This window comes from Streptomyces sp. NPDC048353 (assembly GCF_055587165.1).
In genome coordinates this window covers 435,731-454,997 of the sequence record NZ_JBVJGU010000006.1, presented here as the reverse complement: position 1 = coordinate 454,997, position 19,267 = coordinate 435,731, and the positions used below count along the sequence as shown (strand labels likewise).

Here is a 19,267-nt window from a genome sequence, read left to right as displayed (position 1 = left end):
GCCGGGCTCAGGCGGTCCGGCGGAGCTCAGATGTCAGGCGGGGCTCACATGTCCGGTGACACTCAGATGTCCGGCCGGTCCAGATCTCCGGCCGGGCGGAGGTGTCCGGCCGGGCTCAGGCGGCCGGGTGCTCCCGGTCGTACGTCTCGGTCAGCTCACGGCAGCGCTTGACGTCCCCGGCCATCGCTTCGAGCAGGTCGTCCAGCGTGTCGAACCGCAGCATGCCGCGGACGTACGCCAGGAAGTCCACGGCCACGTGCAGCCCGTACAGGTCGAGGCCCTCGCGGTCGATCGCGTACGCCTCGACCGTCCGCTCCGTGCCGTCGAACTGCGGGTTCGTGCCGACGGAGATCGCCGCCGGCATGCGCTCGCCGGCCGCCGTCAGCCACCCCGCGTACACCCCGTCGGCGGGGATCGCGGTGTGCGGCAGGGTCTCGACGTTCGCCGTGGGGAAGCCGAGCTCGCGGCCGCGCTGGGCGCCGCGCACGACGACGCCCTCGACGCGGTGCGGGCGGCCGAGGATCTCGTGGGCGCCCGCCATGTCGCCCTCGGCGACCAGACGGCGGGTGAGCGTGGACGAGAAGGGGTCGCCGCCGCCGGCCGTACCGCTGACGAAGAGGTCGACGACCTCCACCTCGTAGTCGTACGTGCCGCCGAGCTCGGCGAGGAAGGCGACGTTGCCGGCCGCCCGGTGGCCGAAGCGGAAGTTGGGGCCCTCGATGACGGCCTTCGCGTGCAGCTTGTCCACGAGGACCTTCACGATGAAGTCCGCCGGGGACAGCTGCGAGAACTCGGCCGTGAACGGCAGGATCAGCACCGCGTCCACGCCCAGCTCCGCCATCAGCTCCGCGCGCCGGTGGTGCGGGGCGAGCAGCGGCGGGTGGCTGCCGGGCCGCACGACCTCGGAGGGGTGCGGGTCGAAGGTGACGACGACCGAGGGGACGCCCAGCTCGCGCGCCCGGTCCACCGCCCGGCCGATGATCAGCTGGTGCCCGCGGTGTACGCCGTCGTAGGAGCCGATGGTGACGACGCTGCGCCCCCAGTCCTGGGGGATGTCCTCCAAGCCACGCCAGCGTTGCACTGTGACCGCTCCTCGTCCGCCTGTTCGCCGATTACGCAGGTCTAAGACTGCCATGTCCCAGGCTTTCGGTTCGCATCGGCATGGAACTGCCGAGGGTCTCGACGGTCCTGCGGGTCTCGGGGCCGACGAGCGCGGCCCACGCGGCGGGCCCGTCGGGCGGGCCGTCGGCCAGCAGGGCGGCGAAGCCGGGGACTTCGCGGGCGAGCTCGGCGATCCGCCGGTCGAGGCGGGCCGCGCCGTCCGGGGTGCGGACGAGGAGCAGTCCCGTGCGGTGGACGAGGTCGCGGGTGCGGACGTCGGGACGGCGTTCGCAGCCGCGGGCGGCGGCGCGCAGCAGCGCGTCCAGGACGGCCGGGCCGCTGGGCGCCTCGGCTTCGTACCGCAGGAGTACGTCGAGGAGTTCGCCCCGCAGGAGGCGGGAGGCGCCGGTGCCGGGCGCGGCGAGGACGGGGGCGAAGGCGGCGCGGAGGTGCGCGGGGTGGTCCCGGAGGAGGCCGGTGACCAGGGGGAAGAGGACGGCCCGGGCGGCGGGGCCGTGCTCCAGCCGGCGGTCGGCGTACGCGGCGGCGTGCCGGGCCGGCCCGGGCCCGGGGTGGCGGTCGACGTACTCGCGGACGAGGGCGGCGGCGCGGCGGGCGAGCGCGGGCGCGGTGATCTCGGCGAGGGCGGCCAGGACCTCTCCGGCCGCCTCTTCGGGGCCGTCCAGCCGGTCACGGAGGGCGGCGAGCACCGGCTCGGGGTCGGTGGGGAGCGCCCGGACGAGGGCCCGCGCGGGCACGCCGGGCTCCGCGAGGGCCCGCGGGAGGTGGCGTGCCCGGGTGAGCGGGTCGCGGATCAGGATCCCGAGGGCCCGCCCGTGCAGCCCGGCGTCACGGGGCCGGGCGAGCAACGCGAGGGCGGCGTAGCGCAGGAGCTGCCGATCGTCGCTGGTGGGGCGCGGCGGGGCGTCGGCCGTGCGGTGCGCGGCGTCGGGATCGGGCGGCCGAAGGGGGACCGCGAGCGACGGGGAGGGGACCGGATGGAGGGCGGCGCCGGCCGGGGAGGGCCCGGCGACGGTCGACGGCGGCTGGTCCGGCACCCGCGTGGGGCGCACCGAGTCGGGCCCGGCGACGGTCGGCGGCGGCTGGTCCGGCACCCGCATGGGGCGCACCGAGTCGGGCCCGGCGACGGTCGACGGCCGCCGGTCCGGCACCCGCATGGGGCGCACCGAGTCGGGCCCGGTCGCGAGATGTCCGGCGTCGGGCCCGGTGGCCCCGGTGTCGCAGGGGGGCGGCTCGGCGACGGGTGCGAGGCGTTCGGCCACCAGATCTCCGTACGCGGCGGCCGCGGCCCTGCGTTCGGGGCGGCCGTCGTCGTGGGCCCAGCGGTCGACGGCCCGGCAGACGGCGGACGGCTCGTCCTCGGCGAGCGCGGTCAGCAGGCCGTCGGCGAGCGGGTGCGCGGTGGCGACCAGCGCCTCGCACAGGTCGTCGACGGCCGGGGCCCGGTGGGTGTGGAGCAGCGCCTGGGCGGCGGTGCCGACGGTCGCGTACGGGGTGGCGGGAAGCGGCCTGCGGTCGCCGAACCACCGGCACAGCAAGGGCTGTACGCCTCGGGGGTCGGCGGCGAGTCGCGCGGCGACGGTGTCGAGGTAGCGGGGCGGGCCGTCCGCGCGGGCCGGGCCGTCGGCGGTGACCAGCCGCCGCAGCAGGTCCATGCGCTCGTTCTCGCCGACCCGCAGGGCCTCCCAGAAGCCGGGTCCGAACGGCGCGAACGCGTCGGCGGGCCGGGGGCGGCCCTCGGGCGGACGGTGGCCGCCGAGGAGATCGGCGAGATGGCGCAGGACAGGGAGGTACGGCTTCGGGTCGGGCACGCGCCGGAGGGAGTCGGCGAGGAGCCGACCGCCCCACCAGGCGCCGTCGGTGGCGTCGAGACCGGCGTGGGCGAGTCGGGCGAGGGCGTCGGCCAGTCCGGCCAGGCGGAGGGCGAGGGCGTCGGGGCCCTGTTCGCGGTCGAGGAGGAGCAGGGCCTGGAGGACGGGTCCGACGCGGTGGCGCGGTACGGGGAGCGAGCGCGGGCCCTCCTCTCGCGCGCCGTCGGGCGGGGCGAAGGCCGAGGCCGGGGCGAAGGCCGAGGCCGGGGCGGACGCCGTTGCCGGAGCGAGCGTGGCGGCTGGGGCACGGGAGGGGAGCCGTACCGGAGCGCCTTCGTGCCAGCGGTGGACCAGGGCGTGCAGGGCGCCGTCGACGTCCAGGTGGGCGCCCTGCAGCCAGTCCGCGAGCTCCTCGTGCCCGAAGCGGTAGCCGGGGCCGGCCGGCACGAGAAGGCCCTCGGTGAGCACGGCGGAGGCCCAGCCCGTCCGCCACGGGAACATCTCCTCGAAGGACTCCCGGTCCAGCTCGCCCTGGCCGGGGCCGAGGCAGCGGCGGGCGGCCTCGTGGACCCGGCCCGCCACCCGCGCGGCGAGCCGGCGGACGGCGGTGCCCCGGACGAGGGGCCGGGACCCGGCGGCGATCCGTACCGCGACGCGCAGGCACATCAGGTCCAGGTGGGCGGAGAAGACGTCCTCCCGCCCGGGGCGCCCCGGTACCTCCCCGGGCAGCGCCTCCCGCACCTCGGCGAGCAGCCGCAGCGCCAGCGGATGGCGGGCGTCGGCGGCGGCGAGACCGCCCTCGTCCAGCCCGTACCGCTGTCGCACGAGCCGCGCCTCCTCCTCCCCGAGGTCCCCGATCACGACGGCCCCGGCCATCCCCGGCCCGCGGTACGGGACGGGCGCCCTCCCCTGTCCCGCCTCCGCGCAGGGTGCGGGCCGCCCATCGGGGCCGCCCTCGACTCCCTGCCGGGCCCCGGCCGCGGCGCCGGGCACCGGCTCGTCGTGGGGGCCCGCGAGGCCGAGCCCGTCGCCCACCTCGGCGTGCCGCCCATGCCCTGTCGCCGACCCGGCACTCCGTCCCCCGGCCGCGCGCTGGCCGGCGCCGAGGCCGGCCGCCGGGTCGGCGGCCGCTCCCCGCGGGGCGGTCAGGGCCGGGCGGGCCGGGCTGTGGAGAGCGGATGGGGAGTAGAGGCCGCTCGCCTGTTCCCAGTGCTCCGGGCGGCAGCCGAGCATGAGGCGGGCGCCGTGGGCGCGCAGCCAAGACTCGGTGGACGTGGTCCAGGCGGCCAGGCGGTGGGCGAGGGCGGGGGGCATCTCCTCCGGGCCGTCGAGGATGAGGAGCAGCGGGCGATCGGCCGCGCGGGCGAGCGCGGCCGCGCGTTCCGGGGTGGCGGTGGTGGCGTCGCCGAGGGCCCCGGACGTGGCGACGATGCGCCCGGCCTGGCGCAGGGCGCGGCCGACCGCGTCGGCGACGGAGGTGTCGTCGGCGCGCAGGTCGGCGCCGCGCAGCCAGAGGGTGGGGGCGGGCTCGGCGCCCCGGGCGCGGTGCGCGCAGTGGGCGGCGAGCGCCGTGGTGCGTCCGGTGCCGGGAACGCCGACGAGTGCGAGGACCCGGGCATCGCCTGCGGCGAAGGCGGCGAACTCCCGGACGCACTCGGCGCGTGCGACGGGTTCGGGTGCGGGCCAGGCGGTGGGGGCGGCGGCCGCGCCGGTGGAGGTGGCGGTCAGTTCCAGGACCCCGGCGAGGTTGAGGTCGTGGCCGTAGCAGGGGACGGTGGCGGCGTTGCGCCGGAGGAGTTCGGCCAGCGGTCCGGCCGTCGCGAGCGGCAGCGCGTACCCGGCCGCCCGGTGGTCGCCGTGGAGCGCGGTGCCGAGGACGGCGAGGACGGCTCCGGTGGCGGGGTCGAGGACGGGGCCGCCCGCGGCCTGTCCGCCGTGGCGGAGGGCTTCGGCGCCCTCGGTGCCGATGGCGAGTTCGACGGCGTCGCCGAGGACGTGGAAGCGGTCGGTGGCGGTGTACGTGACCCGGGCCGGGGCGAGCACCCGCGCCTCGCGCCAGCCGTGGGCGGCGATCCGTACGTACGTCCCCGCCTCGATCTCACGGCGGGCCGCGATCGGCAGGGGGCGCACGCCCAGACCTTCGGTCCGCACGAGCGCGAGACCGGATTCGGGGAAGGCGGTGACGGCGTCCGCGCCCACGCTGCAGCCGCCCGCGCCCGGTGAATCCGGGGAGCCCGAAGAGCCCGGCCCGTGCAGGACGAGGCGGGCGAGTCCGTCGACGGCTTCGTGGCTGGTGACCACCGTGCCCCGGTCATCGGCGACGAAGCCGGTCCCCCGTGGCCGGCCCGCCGGATCACAGATCCGCACCAGCGTCGCCAGGTCCACGCTTCCCATGGTGTCGACGGTAGGTCGACGGTGATCACCCCGAGAAGCTCAGGAGCCGAACGCGCCCCCTTGTGCTCCCCCGTTTCACTCCGAGCGCCCGTCCGAAGGGGTGAATGAGGGGGCCGTGGTGGAGAGAAACCTCCCGGAGGGGGATCGTGGGGGGGGGGCCCCGGGGGGGGCCCCCCCGCCTCTGCCTTGCCGCAGACGGCGGCCGTCCGCTACGCCGGATAGCCGTACGCCCGGGCCGCCCGCCGGTAGTGCTCCACCCGGAACCGGTCCTCGGTCTCCATGGCCTGCGGCGTGTAGAACTGCCCGAACTTCTCCTGGTACTTCTCGAACCAGTGCCGGTGCTCGGCCAGGAAGAAGATGTCGTGCAGGGCGATCGCGCGGATCGCCAGCACCGGCACCGGCGCCTTGCTCACCGCGAAGTCCAGGTTGCGGGCCGCCGGGACCTCGCAGTTCTCGTGGAACTGGCCCACCATGAGGCCCTGCGCGACGAACTCGTCCTTCACCCGCGACTGCGCCTCGTCGAGCAGCTTCGTGTCCTCGGAGCGCAGGTCGGGCAGGGCCACGACCATCGCCCGCAGCATGGGATTGCGGCCCTGCCAGGAGACCAGTCCGTACTCGCGCAGACTGCTGCGCGCGATCTCCTCGATGAGTTCGAGCGTGGGCGAGTGACCGACGAACCGCGCCCGTATCTCCATCGTCCGGTTCTTGCGCGCAGGCGCAACGAAAGGACAGATGGGGCCGATGCGGCCGATGTCCGGATGGGCGGCCGATATGTATTCGGTCAGCCACGATTCGACGGCGTCGAGCGCCGAGTCGATACTGGCGGAATTTTCACCGGAACTCATCAAATGAAGCCTCTCCATCAGTGCCGGCGGGCATGAGAACGTCGTCGGACTGTCCCGCTGGCGGGACAAGTCGGAATGGCCCGGGTGAGTCACGGACCAGCTTGCCCGACCCGAACTCCCTGCACTAGCGTCGACCGCACGGTGCCGGTACCGGCGAAACAGCGGAATTCTTTCCCCTGCCCTCCAGAATCAGAGGAGCCGCACACGTGCGCATCAGCATCGACCGAGACGGCTGTATCGGCAGCGGCCAATGCACGCTGACCGCTCCCGCCCTGTTCGCCCAGGACGACTTGGGAATCGTCTACGTGCTGCCCGACGGCGCGGGCGGCACGGAGGACCCGTCGGTGCGCGAGGCCGAACTGGCCTGCCCGGTGCAGGCCATCACCGTCGCCGAGGACTGACGTCACGAGGAGAAGCGAGCACATGTCCACGTCTCCCACCGTTCCGCAGAACGACCTCGACGCCGAACCGCACGCCATGCAACCGGACCTGATGGCCGATCCGTTCGCCGGCTACGGACGCCTGCGGGAGCAGGCACCCGTGGTGCACGGACGGTACCTGGACGGCACACCGGCCTGGTTCGTCACGCGCCACGAGGACGTCCGCACGCTGCTGCACGACCGCCGTCTGGTCAACACCCCGGCCTCGGTGCCCGGTGCGACGGGTGACGACCCGCGCCTGAAGATGATGGACATGCTCGCCATCCCCGAGGAGCTGCGTCCCTACCTCCTCGGGTCGATGCTCGACACCGACCCGCCCGAGCACACCAGGCTGCGCAAGCGGGTGCTGCGGGAGTTCACGGCCCGCCGGGTGACGGACACGCGGCCCCGGATCGAGGAGATCACCGGCCGGCTGCTGGACGCCCTGCCGCGGCACACCGCCGACGGCGCGACCGATCTGCTCGCGCACTACGCCTATCCGCTGTCGATCCAGGTCATCTGCAACCTCGTGGGCGTCCCCGAGGCGGACAGCGACAAGTGGCAGCAGTGGGGCGAGGATCTGATCGCCATGCGGCCGGAACGCCTCGCCACCTCGTTCCCCGCGATGATCGAGCACACCCACCGGCTGATCGGGAAGCGCCGTGCCGACCTCGGCGACGACCTGCTCAGCGGACTCATCCGGGGCCAGGACGCGTCCGAGGGCGGCATCAGCGACATCGAGTTGGTCACCTTCGTGGTGACCCTGGTCCTCGCCGGCCACGAGACGACGGCCCACCTCATCAGCAACGGCACCGCCGCCCTGCTCTCCCACCCCGACCAACTCGCCCGACTGCGCTCCCGTCCCGAGGCCATGCCCGGCGCGGTGCACGAGCTGATGCGGTGGTGCGGGCCGGTCCAGACGAGCAGACTGCGCTACGCCGCCGAGGACCTGGAGATCGCCGGGACCCGGATTCCGCGCGGTGACGCCGTGCTCCTCGTCTTCGTCTCGGCCAACTTCGATCCCCGCCGCTACACCGCTCCGGACCGCCTCGACCTGGACCGGCACCGCGCCGGCCAGGCCGAGAACCACCTCGGCTTCGGCCACGGGATCCACTACTGCCTGGGCGCCTCCCTCGCCAGACTCGAAGCGGAGATCGCCTTCGGCTCGCTGTTCGACCGCTACCCGGACCTCCGACTCGCCCTGGAACCGGCCGAACTGGAACGGCGGGAGCGCATGCAACTGCCCGGCCAGTGGCGCCTGACCCGCCTCCCGGTCCTCCTCCGGCCCGACCGCCCCTGACCCCGGGACTCGGCGCGAGCGGGGGCCGGAAGGGTCCGGTCAGCCCGCCTTCGCGTAGCGGCTGGCGGGGCGTTCCAGGCCCAGGTGGCCGCGGAGCGTGGTGGACGCGTACTCCGTACGGAACACCCCGCGCCGTTGCAGCTCCGGAACCAGACCCCGGGTGATCGCCGTGAGGTCGTGCGGGAGGGCGGCCGGGCGGAGGCGGAAGCCGTCCAGGCCGGTGGAGCGCCAGTCGAGCAGCAGGTCCGCCAGTTCCGCGGGGGTGCCGGTGAAGATCTCGGCGTCGGAGGCGAGCGCGGCTCCGGCCGCCTCGTCCAGGCGGGCCTTGCGCCGGGCCGCCGCACCCGGTTCGTCGTCCAGGAAGACGACGAGGTCCGCGAAGGTCCGCAGCGGGCGTTCCGTCACGTCCCGGCCGGTGCGCCGCACCGCCCCGGCGACCTGGGTGAGGATCGCCGCCGCGCCCGCCCGGTCGTGCGGCGTGACGGCGACGACGTCCGAGCCGAGCGCCGCGAACTCGTACGGCGTGGTGGCGTGCGCGAGGCTCACCACCGGCGGCTGCCCCTGGGGGGAGCGCGGGGTGATCGACGGCCCCTTCACGCTGAACGCGCTGCCCCGGAAGTCGATGGGGTGGACCTTGTCGCGGTCGAGGAAGCGGCCCGTCGCCGCGTCCCGTATCTCCGCGTCGTCCTCCCAGCTGTCCCAGAGCCGCCGTGCCGCCTCCACCACCTCGGCGCCTTCCGCGAAGAGGGCGCGCAGGGGCCGGGAGATCCGCTCCGAGTCGATCACGTCGTCCTCGGTGAGCCGGGGCGTGGTGCGGCGGCCGACGTGGGCGGCGTCGGCCGCGCGGGACGAGATCTGCGGGCGCCAGCCGGCCCGTCCCCGGCTCACGTGGTCGAGGGTCGCGATGCCGATGGCCAGGTGGAACGGCTCGGTGTGGGTGACGTTGGTGGTCGGGACCAGGCCGATGTGCGTGGTGAGCGGCGCGAGATGGGCGGCGAGCAGCACCGCGTCGATGCTGCCCCGGACCTGGTCGGTGCGGTCGTCGGGGAGGTGGAAGGCGGCGGACTGGAGGCCGAGGGCGTCCTCGAAGGTGACGAAGTCGATCAGGCCGCGCTCCGCCTCGGCGACCAGGCCGGCCCAGTAGGCGGCGTCGAGCAGTTCACCGGGCCGGGCGTCCTCCTCGCGCCAGGCCGCCGGGTGCCAGCCCGCGCCGTCGAGCGCGACGGCGAGGTGCAGCGGGGGGCCCGGGGTGCCCGTCGGGGCGGTGGCGCGGGTCGTGCCGGTCATGCGCAGGTCTCCTTGTCGTCGTGCCCGTCGCGCAGGCGCTGTCCGGGGCCGCCCCAGCTCGCGGGGCGGGGCGCGGCGGACAGGCCCAGGTGGTCCCGGAGCGTGGTGCCGGTGTAGTCGTCGCGGTGGACGCCCTTCTCCTGGAGGATCGGCACGACCCGGTCCACGAAGTCGTCCAGGCCGCCCGGGGTGAGGTGGGGCACGAGGACGAAGCCGTCGGCGCCCCCGGTCTGCACGTAGTCGTCGATGGCGTCGGCGACCGTCCGTGGGCTGCCGACGAACGTCCGGCGCCCGCCGACCTCGATGACCAGCTCCCGGATGGAGAGGTTCCGCTCCGTGGCGAGCCTGCGCCACCGCCGGGCCGTCTCCGCCCGGTCCTTGCGGAAGACGGAGTGCCCCTTCAGGAAGTGGGCCTCGTCCTCGGGCTCGATGTCGGGCAGCGGCCCGTCCGGGTCGTAGGCGGACAGATCGCGGCCCCAGACCGCCTCCAGGTGGGCGATCGCGGTCTGCGGGCCGACCAGCTCGCGGCTGATCTCCTCCGCGTAGGCGGCGGCCTCCTCGTCGGTGTCCGCGACGACCGCGTTGGCGGTGGGGAGGATCAGCAGATCGTCGGGGCGCCGGCCGTACGCCGCCAGGCGCCGCTTCACGTCCCGGTAGAACTCCCGGGCCACGTCGATCCGGTTGTGCTTGCTGAAGATGACCTCGGCGTCGGACGCGGCGAACTCCCGGCCCGCGTCGGACTCGCCGGACTGGATGATCACCGGATGGCCCTGCGGACCGGGCGGGGTGGTGAACCGGCCGGAGATGTCGAAGTGCCGTCCCTGATGGGCGAAGCGGCCGGCCCCGGGGGCGACGAACTCTCCCGTGGCCGCGTCGGCCTTCAGGTCGTCACCCGACCAGCTGTCCCACAAGGTCCGCGCCGCGGTGAGGAATTCGGCGGCCCGGGTGTAGCGGTCCGCCTCGGGGAGGAAGCCGCCCCGCCGGAAGTTCTCGCCGGTGAACGCGTCGTAGCTGGTGACCACGTTCCAGGCGGCCCGGCCGCCGCTGAGCCGGTCCAGGGTGGCGAACCGGCGCGCCACCTCGTACGGCTCGTTGAAGGTGGCGTTGACCGTGGCGGCGAGGCCGAGCCGGGTGGTGACGGCCGCCAGGGCGCTCAGCATGGTCAGGTTCTCCGGGCGTCCCGCGATGTCCAGGTCGTAGACCCGCCCTTTGTGCTCGCGCAGCCGCAGCCCTTCGGCGAGGAAGAAGAAGTCGAATTTCCCGCGTTCGACGGTCTGCGCGAGCCGGATGAAGGAGTCGACGGATATCTGGCTCTCGGAGCGCGGGTCCGACCAGACGGTCACGTTGTGGATGCCGGGCAGCTGCGCTGCGAGATGCACCTGTTTCCTGGTACGGGCGGGCACGGTGCGGTCTCCTCCTGCGAAGTCCCGCGGCGGGACGGTGGATGCGACGTGGGGGGCGACTCTCCGATCGTGCCTGCGCGGGGCGGCACCTGCACAGGCCGACCGGCCCTCTGTCACGAGGTGTTCATGCCGTGGCGGCAGGCGCCGGCGCTTCGGCGGTCCCGGGCGCCGGGGCGGCCGCCGGAGTGGTGGAGGGGGCCGGGGAGACGTACCGCACCCGGTTCTCGAAGGCGACCCCGTGACTCTTCACGTCGATGGCGATCCGGTCGCCGTCGGCGATCCGGAACCCGTCGTGGAAGCTCGCCTCGTCCGCGCCCAGGAGGACGTAGTTGACCAGCCCGGGCCGCCGTACCGCCGGGAACGTGAAGAGGTGGTCCGCCATGTCCCGCACCCGGTAGTACAAGGCGTCGTCGCCGCAGTCGAACGGGCCCTCCCAGGCCGTCGCTCCGTCCCGGACGATGGTGACGCGGCCGGTCACCGTGCGCGGCGGCGGACCGAGGAAGAGCCACGGCGTGAGGGCGGTGTCGCACAGCTTGCAGTACGGGTTGTAGCCCGGGTCCTGGCGGTGCAGCCCGATGTCGCACAGGTCGTTGCCGAAGGTGTAGCCGGCGTAGTGCGGGGTGCCCTCGGCGTCGTTGACGTAGACGAGGGCGACCTCCGGCTCCTCGATGAGGGCGACCGGGCGCGCGGGTACGTTCAGGTCCTCACCGGGCAGGCGCACCCAGTCGCCGAAGCCCTTGAAGAACCACTTGGGCGGAGTGAACTCGCCCTCCTCCGGAGCGGTCTCACCGCCCCACTTCTTCTTGTGCGTGCCCATGAAGCCGCTCAGCAGGGCGTGGCCCGTGGCCTGCGGAAGGAGGGGCGGCAGCAGCCGGAGCTCCGGGTCCCCGGCGGCGACGGCGACGGTTTCCGCGCCCTCGGTGAGGGCCGCCCGCAGGGCCTCCTCCGAACCGTCGGTGGCGATGAAGGCGGCGGCGACCCGGCCGTCCTCCACCCGGTAGAGCGTCTGCCGCGCGCCGTCCTCGGGGCGGCCGAATCCGACATGGCGTTCGCCGTGGTAGAGGGCCTCGAAGAGGACCGGGAGGTGCGGGTGGGACATGGCGACGACTCCTCTGTGCGTGAGTGGGTGCATGCATGCGTGTGCGTGCGGGGGCTCCGCGTACGTGCGACGCGGGCCAAGGTCGGGCGGATCAGGGGTGCGGGACGAGTACGGAGGGCATCGCGACGCCCGTGAGGTCGGCCAGCACCTCGCCGACCCGGTCGACCGACTCCCGTATCCACGGCAGGGCAAACGGGTCCGCCGCCTCCAGCGCCGCCGTGCGCCGCTCGTCGGTGTCGCCGTAGAAGTGGCTGGTCGCCGCGCGGATGCGCAGGGGGCGCCCGGTCTCCCCGAACGCGCTCGCGGGCAGGACGCCGACCCCGTACCGCTCGGAGAGCAGCGCCGCCAGCCCGTCGCCGTCGTGCACGTCGTGCGCGGCGGCCAGCCGCTCCCGCAGGGGCTCGAAGTCCGGGTAGAGGTAGCAGGTCGCGGCGACGGGGGCCAGCTCCGCGCCCACGGCGGTGAAGCGGGCGGCGACCGCGCGCACCACCGTCTCGTGCAGCCGCCGGCTCGCCGCGACGCGCTCGGTGACCTCCGGCGGCTCCCCGAACGCGTACGCGGCCGCCGTTTGCACCGGCGCGGGCGGGCTGGACCAGATCTGGCTGGCGACCGCGAGAAGCCGGGCGTGCAGGGCGCGCCCCGGCTCGCTGTCCGGCAGCCGGGCCACCCCCGTACGCCAGCCGCCGAGCGCGAGGTTCTTGGTCAGCCCGGTGGTGACCACGGTCCGCTCGGGTGCGTGCAGCGCCGGGGAGACGGCCGGTTCCGAACTGTCGTAGACCAGGTCGCAGTAGATCTCGTCGGAGACGATGACCAGGTCCAGTTCGCGGGCCGCCTCGGCCAGCCGTCGTACGGTGGCGGCCGAGGCGACCGTGCCGGTCGGGTTGTCCGGAACGGTCACGACCACGGCCCGTGGGTGCCGCCCGGCGGCCCGCGCGTCGGCGACCGCCGCGCGCAGCCGGTCCGGGTCCGGCACCCCGCCCTGCCCCGGCAGGACCGGTACGGGCAGGGCCCGCCCCCCGGCCAGCCGGGCCTGGGCCGCGTAGCTCACCCAGCTCGGCACCGGCACGACCACGTCTCCGCCGATGGCCAACAGCAGGGCGTACAGCAGCGACTTGCTGCCCGGGCCCGCGACGACGAGCCCCGGATCGACGGCCAGGCCGCGCCGCTCCCAGTACCCGGCGACGGCGGTCCGCAGGGCAGGGCTCCCGGCGACCGGACCGTACGCGTTCTCGCCGGCCGCCGCCGCGAGCCGGTCCCTGAGCGCGGGGAGGACGGGCAGGCCGATCTCCCCTGCGGCCATCGACAGGACCCGCTCCCCGGACCGGCGCCGCCGTGCCAGGGCCTCGTCGGCGGCAAGGGTCGCCGACATGACGACCGGTGTGGGTTCGGACATGGCGACGGCTCCAGCGCTCGGTGTGAGGGGCGGGGAAGGGGTCAGGCGGGGGATCACGTGGCGTACCGCTCCCGTAGCTCCGCCTTGCGGACCTTGCCCGTCAGGGTCTTGGGGAGGGCGGGGACGACTTCCACCCGGTCCGGCAGGAAGCGGGCGTCGTGGCCCGCCTCCGTGACCCGGGCCCGGACCTCGTCGAGCGTCGGGCCGTCGCCGTCGCGGGGGACCACGACGGCGACGAGCACCTGCCCGGATCCGCTCCCGGTCGTGGGATCAAGACCCACCAACGCGGCCTCGACCGCCTTCGGGTGGCCGCCGATCACCGCCTCCAGCTCCGTCATCGGCGCCACCTGCCCGTCCCGCAGGACCGCGTCCCGGGCCCGGCCGATGATGCGGATCCCACCGCGGCCGTCGTCCCGGGCGAGGTCGCCGGTGTTGAACCAGCCGTCCTCGTCCAGCTCGGCCGCGAACGCCTCGGGGCGCCGGTGGTACCCGAGCGCGAGCGACGCGCCGCGCACCTTGAGCCGGCCCACCGCGCCCTCGCTCCCGTACGCCCCCGAGCCCTCGATCCGGGTCTCCATGGCGTCGATCGCGCTCCCGTTGCTCCGCGCCGCCCACCCCTCGGGGTCCTCGGGCCGGGTGGTGGTCACGGGACCGTTCTCCGACATGCCCCACAGCGAGTGGGCGCGGGCGCCGAGCGTCTCGTGGACCTCGTCGGCCAGCTCCCGCAGGACCGGAGCCGAGCCGATCACCACGTGCCGCAGCGTGCGGGTGTCCCGCCGTTCGGCCCGCTGGGAGGCGGCCACGTCGGCGAGGGTGGCGGGCGGCCCGTACAGCAGGGTCGCGCCGTACCGCTCCACCAGGTCGAGCAGCGCCTCGTTGCGACGGACGTCCTGGAAGGCGACGGTGCCGCCCAGCATGACCCCGGCCAGGACACCCTGCGCGAACCCCGAGTAGTGGACGAGGGGGGTGGAGACCGCGGCCACCCAGTCGTCACCCGCCCCGAACGCGTCGACGTACCCGCGTACGGCGGAGTGCACCGTGTTCTGGCTGTGCAGGACGCCCTTGGACAAGCCGGTGGTGCCGGAGGTGAACAGCACCACGAAAGGATCGTCCGCGCCGAGTGCCAGACCGTCCAGCCGTGCGGCGGCGCCCTCCCGCTCCTCCCGTTCCTGGGCCACGAAGTGCTCGTGGAAGGGGAGCGCGCCCTCGGGCGGCGGACCGTCCACCACCACCACATGGCGCAGCGAGGGCAGTTCATCCCGCAGACGGGTGGTGATCTCCGCCAGCGGGGTGCCCGACCACTCGGGAAGGGTGATGCACACCCGCGCCTCGGTGAGGCCGAGCCGGTGGCGCAGCTCCTCCTCCGTGCAGATCGGCGAGATCGGGATGATGACCGCGCCGACCCGGATCGAGGCGAAGATCAGCGGCACCATCTCCCACCGGTTGGGAAGCTGTACGGCGACGAAGTCGCCCTGCTGCACCCCCAGTTCGAGCAGCGCGAGGGCGAACCGGTCCGTGAGCCGGTTCAGTTCGGCGTAGTCGAGGGTGTCGGTACGGGACTCCGCGACGCGCCGGCCCGCGATGGCCAGCCGGCGCGGACGCAGGCGGGCCTGGCGGTGCAGGTCGTCGAGGAAGGTCTCGTCCCGCCACCAGCCCCGGCGGCGGTACTCGGCGGCGCGCCGTTCGGGAACGGCCGCCGCGGCAGGGGCCGGCCGCTCCGTCGCCGCCGTGCTCATCCGCGCTCCTCGCGGCGGACCGCGAGCAGCTCGGGCAGCGGGTCGCCGGCCCGTGAGGCCGCGATCTCCAGCAGATCCCGGGTGTTCTGCCGGACCCGGTCGCCGACCCAGTCGAAGACCCACGCCTTGCGCGCCTCGGCCGGCAGGTCGAACGGGACGACCCGGGTGACGGCCAGGGCCGCCGAGGCGGCGCCGCCGATGTTGGCGATCACGCCGGGGACCAGCCGGGCCCCGGAGGCGGCGACCTTCTCCTTCGCCGCCGCGCTGGAGGCGAGGTTGGCGCCCTCCACCACCAGGCCGGCCCGCAGGCGGTGGGTGTTCTCGGCGGTCAGCGCGTACTTCTGCGCCGCCAGGATCAGGATGTCCGCCTCGACGTCCAGCCAGGCGTCCGGCTCGCCGGAGAGCTGCACGCCCTGCGGCAGCCGGCCGCGGTCGATGGCCCCGAACCGGTCGGTGACCGCGACCAGGTCGGCGACCGGCAACCGGTCCGCGCTGATCGTGCCCTGGATGTCGGCGATGCCCACGACGGTGTGCCCGCGGTCCTCCAGGAACCGCGCCACCGCCCGGCCCACCGCGCCGAACCCCTGCACCACGACCCGGGCGGGACCGGTGCGGCCGCTCGCCTCCAGGGCGGTGATCGCGGCCACCCCGACCCCGTGGCCGGTGGCGTCGATCAGGGGCTCGTAGTACGTGCGCCAGTCGATCGGCATGTCGGGGGCGCCGAGGCGGTAACGGGGGTCGTACGTCGCCTCCTCGAAGAAGACGGCCCGGTCGGCGGGGGTGACGCCCATGTCGATGCCGAGGTGGATGCCGCCGTGCAGGAGCGGCTTCACCGTGCGGCCGAAGGTGCGGAAGGTCTCCTCGCGGTCGCCTCCGTCGGCGACGATCCCGGCCTTGGCGCCGCCGATGCGGAGCCCCGCCAGGGTGAACTTCTCGGTCATGTCCCGGGCCAGGCCCGCGACCTCCTCCTCGGTCACCCCGGTGGTCATCCGGGTGCCGCCCATCGCCAGACCGTCGACGAGCGTGTCGACGACCACCCATCCCTTGAGGGAGCCGCCGCTGCCGTGGAGATGGACGGTGAGGGCGGGGTCCTGCGGTTCTTCCGGTGCGCTCATGGCGAAATCCCTGTTCTGTCAGGTGCGTGAGGCGGGTGTGTCGGTGCGGGTCGGGTCACTGGTAGAGCTGCGCGAAGCCCCGCAGGATCTCCAGGCCGTCCTTGCGGAACTCCAGGTGGGCCTGGGCGCCGTGGACGCGGCCGTCGTCCGAGCGCAGGAACTCCACGGGCGCGTGCTCGGAGCGTCCGATCGAGCGGTAGCCCGGCGGGGCCTCCTGGAGGTAGAGGGTGTGCCGGTGGAAGACGGTGACGGTCGGCTTCACATGGCTGAAGAGCGGCTCCTCCGTGTCGACCCGCACCTCGTAGCCGCCGACCCGCTGCGGGCCCTCGGCGAGACGTCCGCCGGCCGCGACGGCGAGGATCTGCATCCCGCCGCAGATACCGAAGACCGGCACGTCCGTGGTGGTGACCAGGTCGATCAGGGGTTTGTAGAACGCGCTGTCGTAGGCGCGCACCTTGGTGCCGCTCAGCACGATCGCCTGGTAGCGGCCGTCCACCCGGGCGGGTACGGACGAGGCGTCGACGGCCTCGGTGTCCGATCCCAACTCTTCGAACCGCGAGCGGAGTTGCCGGAGCGAGAGGGTGCCGTTGTCGACGACCAGCACGCGGGACCGCGTCATGCGTCCGCTCCCGTCCCGGGGGCGGGGGCCCCGGTGACGAGCGTGCCGGTGGAGCCGGCGAGCAGCTCCGTCACGGCGGCGCTGCCGATGACGACCCGCTCGACGCCGTGGTCCAGGGCCTCGCCCGCCGCCCGCAGCTTCTTGCGCATGCCGCCCTTGGCGCCCTTGTCGCGGAAGGCGGCCGCGTCGCGGGCGCCGATCCGGCGTACCGGCTCTCCGCCGATCAGCAGGTGGCCGACGTCCGTGACGAGGACCAGGTCCCGGGCGCCGGTGGCCCCGGCGATCGCGGCGGCCGCCCGGTCGGCGTCGGTGTTGACCTCCTGGCCCGCGGCGTTCCGGGCGAGCGGGGTGACGAGGTAGGCGTGGCCCGGCTGGAGGTTCTTGAGCGGGGCCGGGTCGACGCCGGTGATCGGGCCGACGAGGTTCTCCAGCTCGACGAGCTGCTTCTCCCGCCACCACCACCGCTCGCCCTCGCCCGCGCTGACCAGCCCGTCACTGCCGAGCAGCCGCTCGGCGGTGACGCCCCGGCTCTCCAGCCGGGCGAGGACGTCCTCGGCCAGCACGGCGCTGACGGTCTTGATGTCGTCGATGACCTCGGGCGTGGTCCACCGGCTCTGGTTGCCGTACCGGTCGCGCAGGATCGCCGACGGCTCGCCGTAACGGGCGTCGAGCCTCCTGAGGGGCTTGGACCAGCCGTGGACGAGGACCAGCGGGCGGTCCCGGCCGTGGCGGGCCAGGTCGTCCCACCAGCCGGCTTCGAGGTCGTCGAGGCAGCTGCCGCCGAGTTTCACCACCGTGGGGACGGTGCGGTCCGCGCTCATGCCGGCATCACCGGCTGCTGCGTCAGCCCCGTCTCCTCCGGCAGGCCGAACCGCAGGTTCGTCACCTGTACGGCCTGGCCCGCGGCGCCCTTGACGAGGTTGTCGAGCGCGGCGAGCACGACGATCCGGCCGCCCTCCTCGTCGAGCAGGGCCGTGACGTCCGCGTAGTTGGAGCCGAGGACGGCCTGCGGGTCGGGCACCGGGATCAGCGTCTCGTCGTGCCGCCGCACCCGGACGAACGGGTGCCCCTTGTAGAAGCGCAGATAGGCCCGGGTCAGCTCGCGCTGGCCCACCTTCCCGTCGGTGAACACGTACGAACTGGTCAGCAGTCCGCGGACGTTGGGGACGCCGTACGCCGACATGGACAGGTTCCCGATGGTGCCGGGCTTGCTCCGCTCCAGGAAGTCGGCGACCTCGGCGGCGTGCCGGTGCCCGGTCGGGGAGTACGGGGCGATGGCCCCGGCCCGGAAGGGGTGCAGGTCGGAGGTGCGCAGGTGGATGCCGCCGCCGCTTGACCCGCTCTTGCCGTCCACGACCACCGTCTTCAGGTCGAGCCCGAGTCCGAGGGTGAGCGGGGCCAGGCCGAGGGTGATCGCGGTGGCATAGCAGCCGGGCAGCGAGATCAGCGCGGCGTCCGCCAGCCGGTCGCCGATCAGCTCCGGTACGCCGTAGACGAAGCGGTCCGCGAGCTCGGTGCGCCGCTGGACCTTCGGGTACCAGCGGTCGTGCAGTTCCGGCGTACGGATCCGGAAGGCTCCGCTGAGGTCGACGATGGCCGGGACGCGGTCCGCGAGGAGCGCGGCCAGTTCGGCCGAGACCGGCGCCGGGGTGGCCAGGAAGAGGACGTCGACCTCGTCCACGACCTCCTCGGTGACCGGCCGCACGGTCAGGCCCTGGTCGAAGCGGAGGCCGGGGTGGAGCTCGGAGGGGCGGCGGCCGATGTGGGAGGAGCCGCCCAGGAAGGTCAGTTCCAGGTCGGGGTGCTGGGTGATGAGGCGGATGAGTTCGCCGCCGGCGAGCCCGGAGGCGCCGACGACTCCTGCACGGATCATGCGAAGAGCTCCTGCACATGACGGGCGATGGCCGAGGGAATGTCCGCTCCGGTGGCGGAGGCTACGGCACGGAAGCCGGGGGCGTGGTTGACCTCGTTGACGACGTAGCCGTCGGGGGTGGCGAAGAGGTCGATTCCGTAGATCCCGGGGCCGAGCACGTCCACCACCCCGTCGACGATCTTGACGACCTCGGGGTCGTGGGCGACCGGGCGGTTCTTGTTGCCGAGGGCGGCGTTGTTGCGCCAGTCGCCGCCGCCGCTCTCGAACTCCGCGGCGCCGATCAGCTCCCGCCCGACGACGAGGCACCGCACCGAGCTGCCGCCGAGGTACGGCTCGACCACGCTGGCCTGCTCGAAGGCGTGGGCCAGGTCCTCGATGTAGTCGTACACGGAGTGCGCGGTGTCGGCGTGCCGGATCAGCGTGACCCGCTTGCCCATCCCGCCGAACACGGGCTTGAGGACGAGGGGCAGCGGGAGGTCGGCGAGGGCCTTGTCGAAGTCCTTGCGGGAGAGCACCAGCCGGTGGTCCGGCACCGGCACACCCGCCGTCCGGAGCAGGGCGCGCAGGGCGGCCTTGTTCTCGCAGGCGTGGATGGCCCGGGCGGTGTTCAGCGTGGGGACGCCGGCCGCCTCGGCGAGGGTGGCGATCAGCCCGCCGCGGGTGTAGCTGCGGCTGCGGATCAGCAGGGTGTCGTACCCCTTGATCGCCGGAGCGTCCGGGTGGCCGAGGGAGAGGGATTCGTCGTTGACCCAGTCGAGACGGAGGCCGAAGGCCGGGGCCGCCTCGATGAGCAGGCGTTCCTCCCAGGCGATCCGGTCCGCGACGACCGCGACGGGACGGAGAGCGCCCAT

15 protein-coding genes are annotated in these 19,267 nt (G+C 74.4%); 2 read left to right on the top strand and 13 right to left on the bottom strand.

Translation table 11 applies throughout. The features are described from left to right. Positions 1-115: 115 nt before the first annotated feature. The 3 genes from ACZ6RC_RS23985 to ACZ6RC_RS23975 form a co-directional block, all read right to left on the bottom strand. A complete protein-coding gene (locus tag ACZ6RC_RS23985; protein WP_391138676.1) occupies positions 116-1,081 on the bottom strand; it encodes a bifunctional riboflavin kinase/FAD synthetase in 966 nt (321 codons plus the stop codon). A gap of 31 nt (positions 1,082-1,112) precedes the next feature. After that, on the bottom strand, positions 1,113-5,327 hold the full coding sequence (locus ACZ6RC_RS23980; protein WP_469586653.1) for a trypsin-like peptidase domain-containing protein: 4,215 nt from the start codon (positions 5,325-5,327) through the stop codon (positions 1,113-1,115). A 209-nt stretch (positions 5,328-5,536) separates the two neighbouring features. Then, entirely contained in the window at positions 5,537-6,172 is a 636-nt protein-coding gene (locus ACZ6RC_RS23975) for a DUF6875 domain-containing protein (RefSeq protein WP_453610650.1), read from the bottom strand. A 206-nt stretch (positions 6,173-6,378) separates the two neighbouring features. On the opposite strand from ACZ6RC_RS23975, the gene ACZ6RC_RS23970 reads away from it, so the two are divergent. Further along, the gene (locus ACZ6RC_RS23970) at positions 6,379-6,573 is read left to right on the top strand and encodes a ferredoxin (RefSeq protein ID WP_391134022.1); all 195 of its coding nucleotides are present in this window, start codon (positions 6,379-6,381) and stop codon (positions 6,571-6,573) included. Between the two features lie 22 nt (positions 6,574-6,595). Continuing rightward, entirely contained in the window at positions 6,596-7,891 is a 1,296-nt protein-coding gene (locus tag ACZ6RC_RS23965; protein WP_469586649.1) for a cytochrome P450 family protein, read from the top strand. Between the two features lie 39 nt (positions 7,892-7,930). Here ACZ6RC_RS23965 and ACZ6RC_RS23960 read toward each other — a convergent pair whose 3' ends face one another. The 10 genes from ACZ6RC_RS23960 to ACZ6RC_RS23915 all read right to left on the bottom strand — a co-directional run bounded on the left by ACZ6RC_RS23960 (position 7,931) and on the right by ACZ6RC_RS23915 (position 19,267). Beyond that, positions 7,931-9,178: an LLM class flavin-dependent oxidoreductase gene (locus ACZ6RC_RS23960; protein WP_469586646.1), complete on the bottom strand. Its 1,248-nt coding sequence runs from the start codon at positions 9,176-9,178 to the stop codon at positions 7,931-7,933. Next, positions 9,175-10,581, bottom strand: a complete 1,407-nt coding sequence (locus ACZ6RC_RS23955) for an NtaA/DmoA family FMN-dependent monooxygenase (RefSeq protein WP_469586643.1) — start codon at positions 10,579-10,581, stop codon at positions 9,175-9,177. The genes ACZ6RC_RS23960 and ACZ6RC_RS23955 overlap by 4 nt, the downstream gene beginning before the upstream one ends. Before the next feature lie 124 nt (positions 10,582-10,705). Further along, the gene (locus ACZ6RC_RS23950) at positions 10,706-11,680 is read right to left on the bottom strand and encodes a fumarylacetoacetate (FAA) hydrolase (protein ID WP_453610642.1); all 975 of its coding nucleotides are present in this window, start codon (positions 11,678-11,680) and stop codon (positions 10,706-10,708) included. Between the two features lie 91 nt (positions 11,681-11,771). Continuing rightward, positions 11,772-13,073, bottom strand: coding sequence for a pyridoxal phosphate-dependent aminotransferase (locus ACZ6RC_RS23945; RefSeq protein ID WP_469586639.1), 1,302 nt, complete (start codon positions 13,071-13,073; stop codon positions 11,772-11,774). A gap of 53 nt (positions 13,074-13,126) precedes the next feature. Further along, positions 13,127-14,809: an AMP-binding protein gene (locus ACZ6RC_RS23940; RefSeq protein ID WP_469586635.1), complete on the bottom strand. Its 1,683-nt coding sequence runs from the start codon at positions 14,807-14,809 to the stop codon at positions 13,127-13,129. After that, the gene (locus ACZ6RC_RS23935) at positions 14,806-15,924 is read right to left on the bottom strand and encodes a Glu/Leu/Phe/Val dehydrogenase dimerization domain-containing protein (RefSeq protein WP_453610637.1); all 1,119 of its coding nucleotides are present in this window, start codon (positions 15,922-15,924) and stop codon (positions 14,806-14,808) included. Before ACZ6RC_RS23935 ends, ACZ6RC_RS23940 begins: the two co-directional genes overlap by 4 nt. Before the next feature lie 55 nt (positions 15,925-15,979). Continuing rightward, the gene (locus ACZ6RC_RS23930) at positions 15,980-16,543 is read right to left on the bottom strand and encodes a type 1 glutamine amidotransferase (RefSeq protein ID WP_453610635.1); all 564 of its coding nucleotides are present in this window, start codon (positions 16,541-16,543) and stop codon (positions 15,980-15,982) included. Continuing rightward, complete coding sequence (locus ACZ6RC_RS23925) at positions 16,540-17,364, bottom strand: amino acid kinase family protein (protein WP_469586630.1); 825 nt, start codon at positions 17,362-17,364, stop codon at positions 16,540-16,542. The genes ACZ6RC_RS23930 and ACZ6RC_RS23925 overlap by 4 nt, the downstream gene beginning before the upstream one ends. Then, positions 17,361-18,416 (bottom strand): N-acetyl-gamma-glutamyl-phosphate reductase, encoded by a 1,056-nt coding sequence (argC, locus tag ACZ6RC_RS23920; RefSeq protein WP_469586626.1) that lies wholly within the window; start codon positions 18,414-18,416, stop codon positions 17,361-17,363. Before argC ends, ACZ6RC_RS23925 begins: the two co-directional genes overlap by 4 nt. Beyond that, positions 18,413-19,267, bottom strand: coding sequence for an ATP-grasp domain-containing protein (locus tag ACZ6RC_RS23915; protein ID WP_391133988.1), 855 nt, complete (start codon positions 19,265-19,267; stop codon positions 18,413-18,415). Before ACZ6RC_RS23915 ends, argC begins: the two co-directional genes overlap by 4 nt.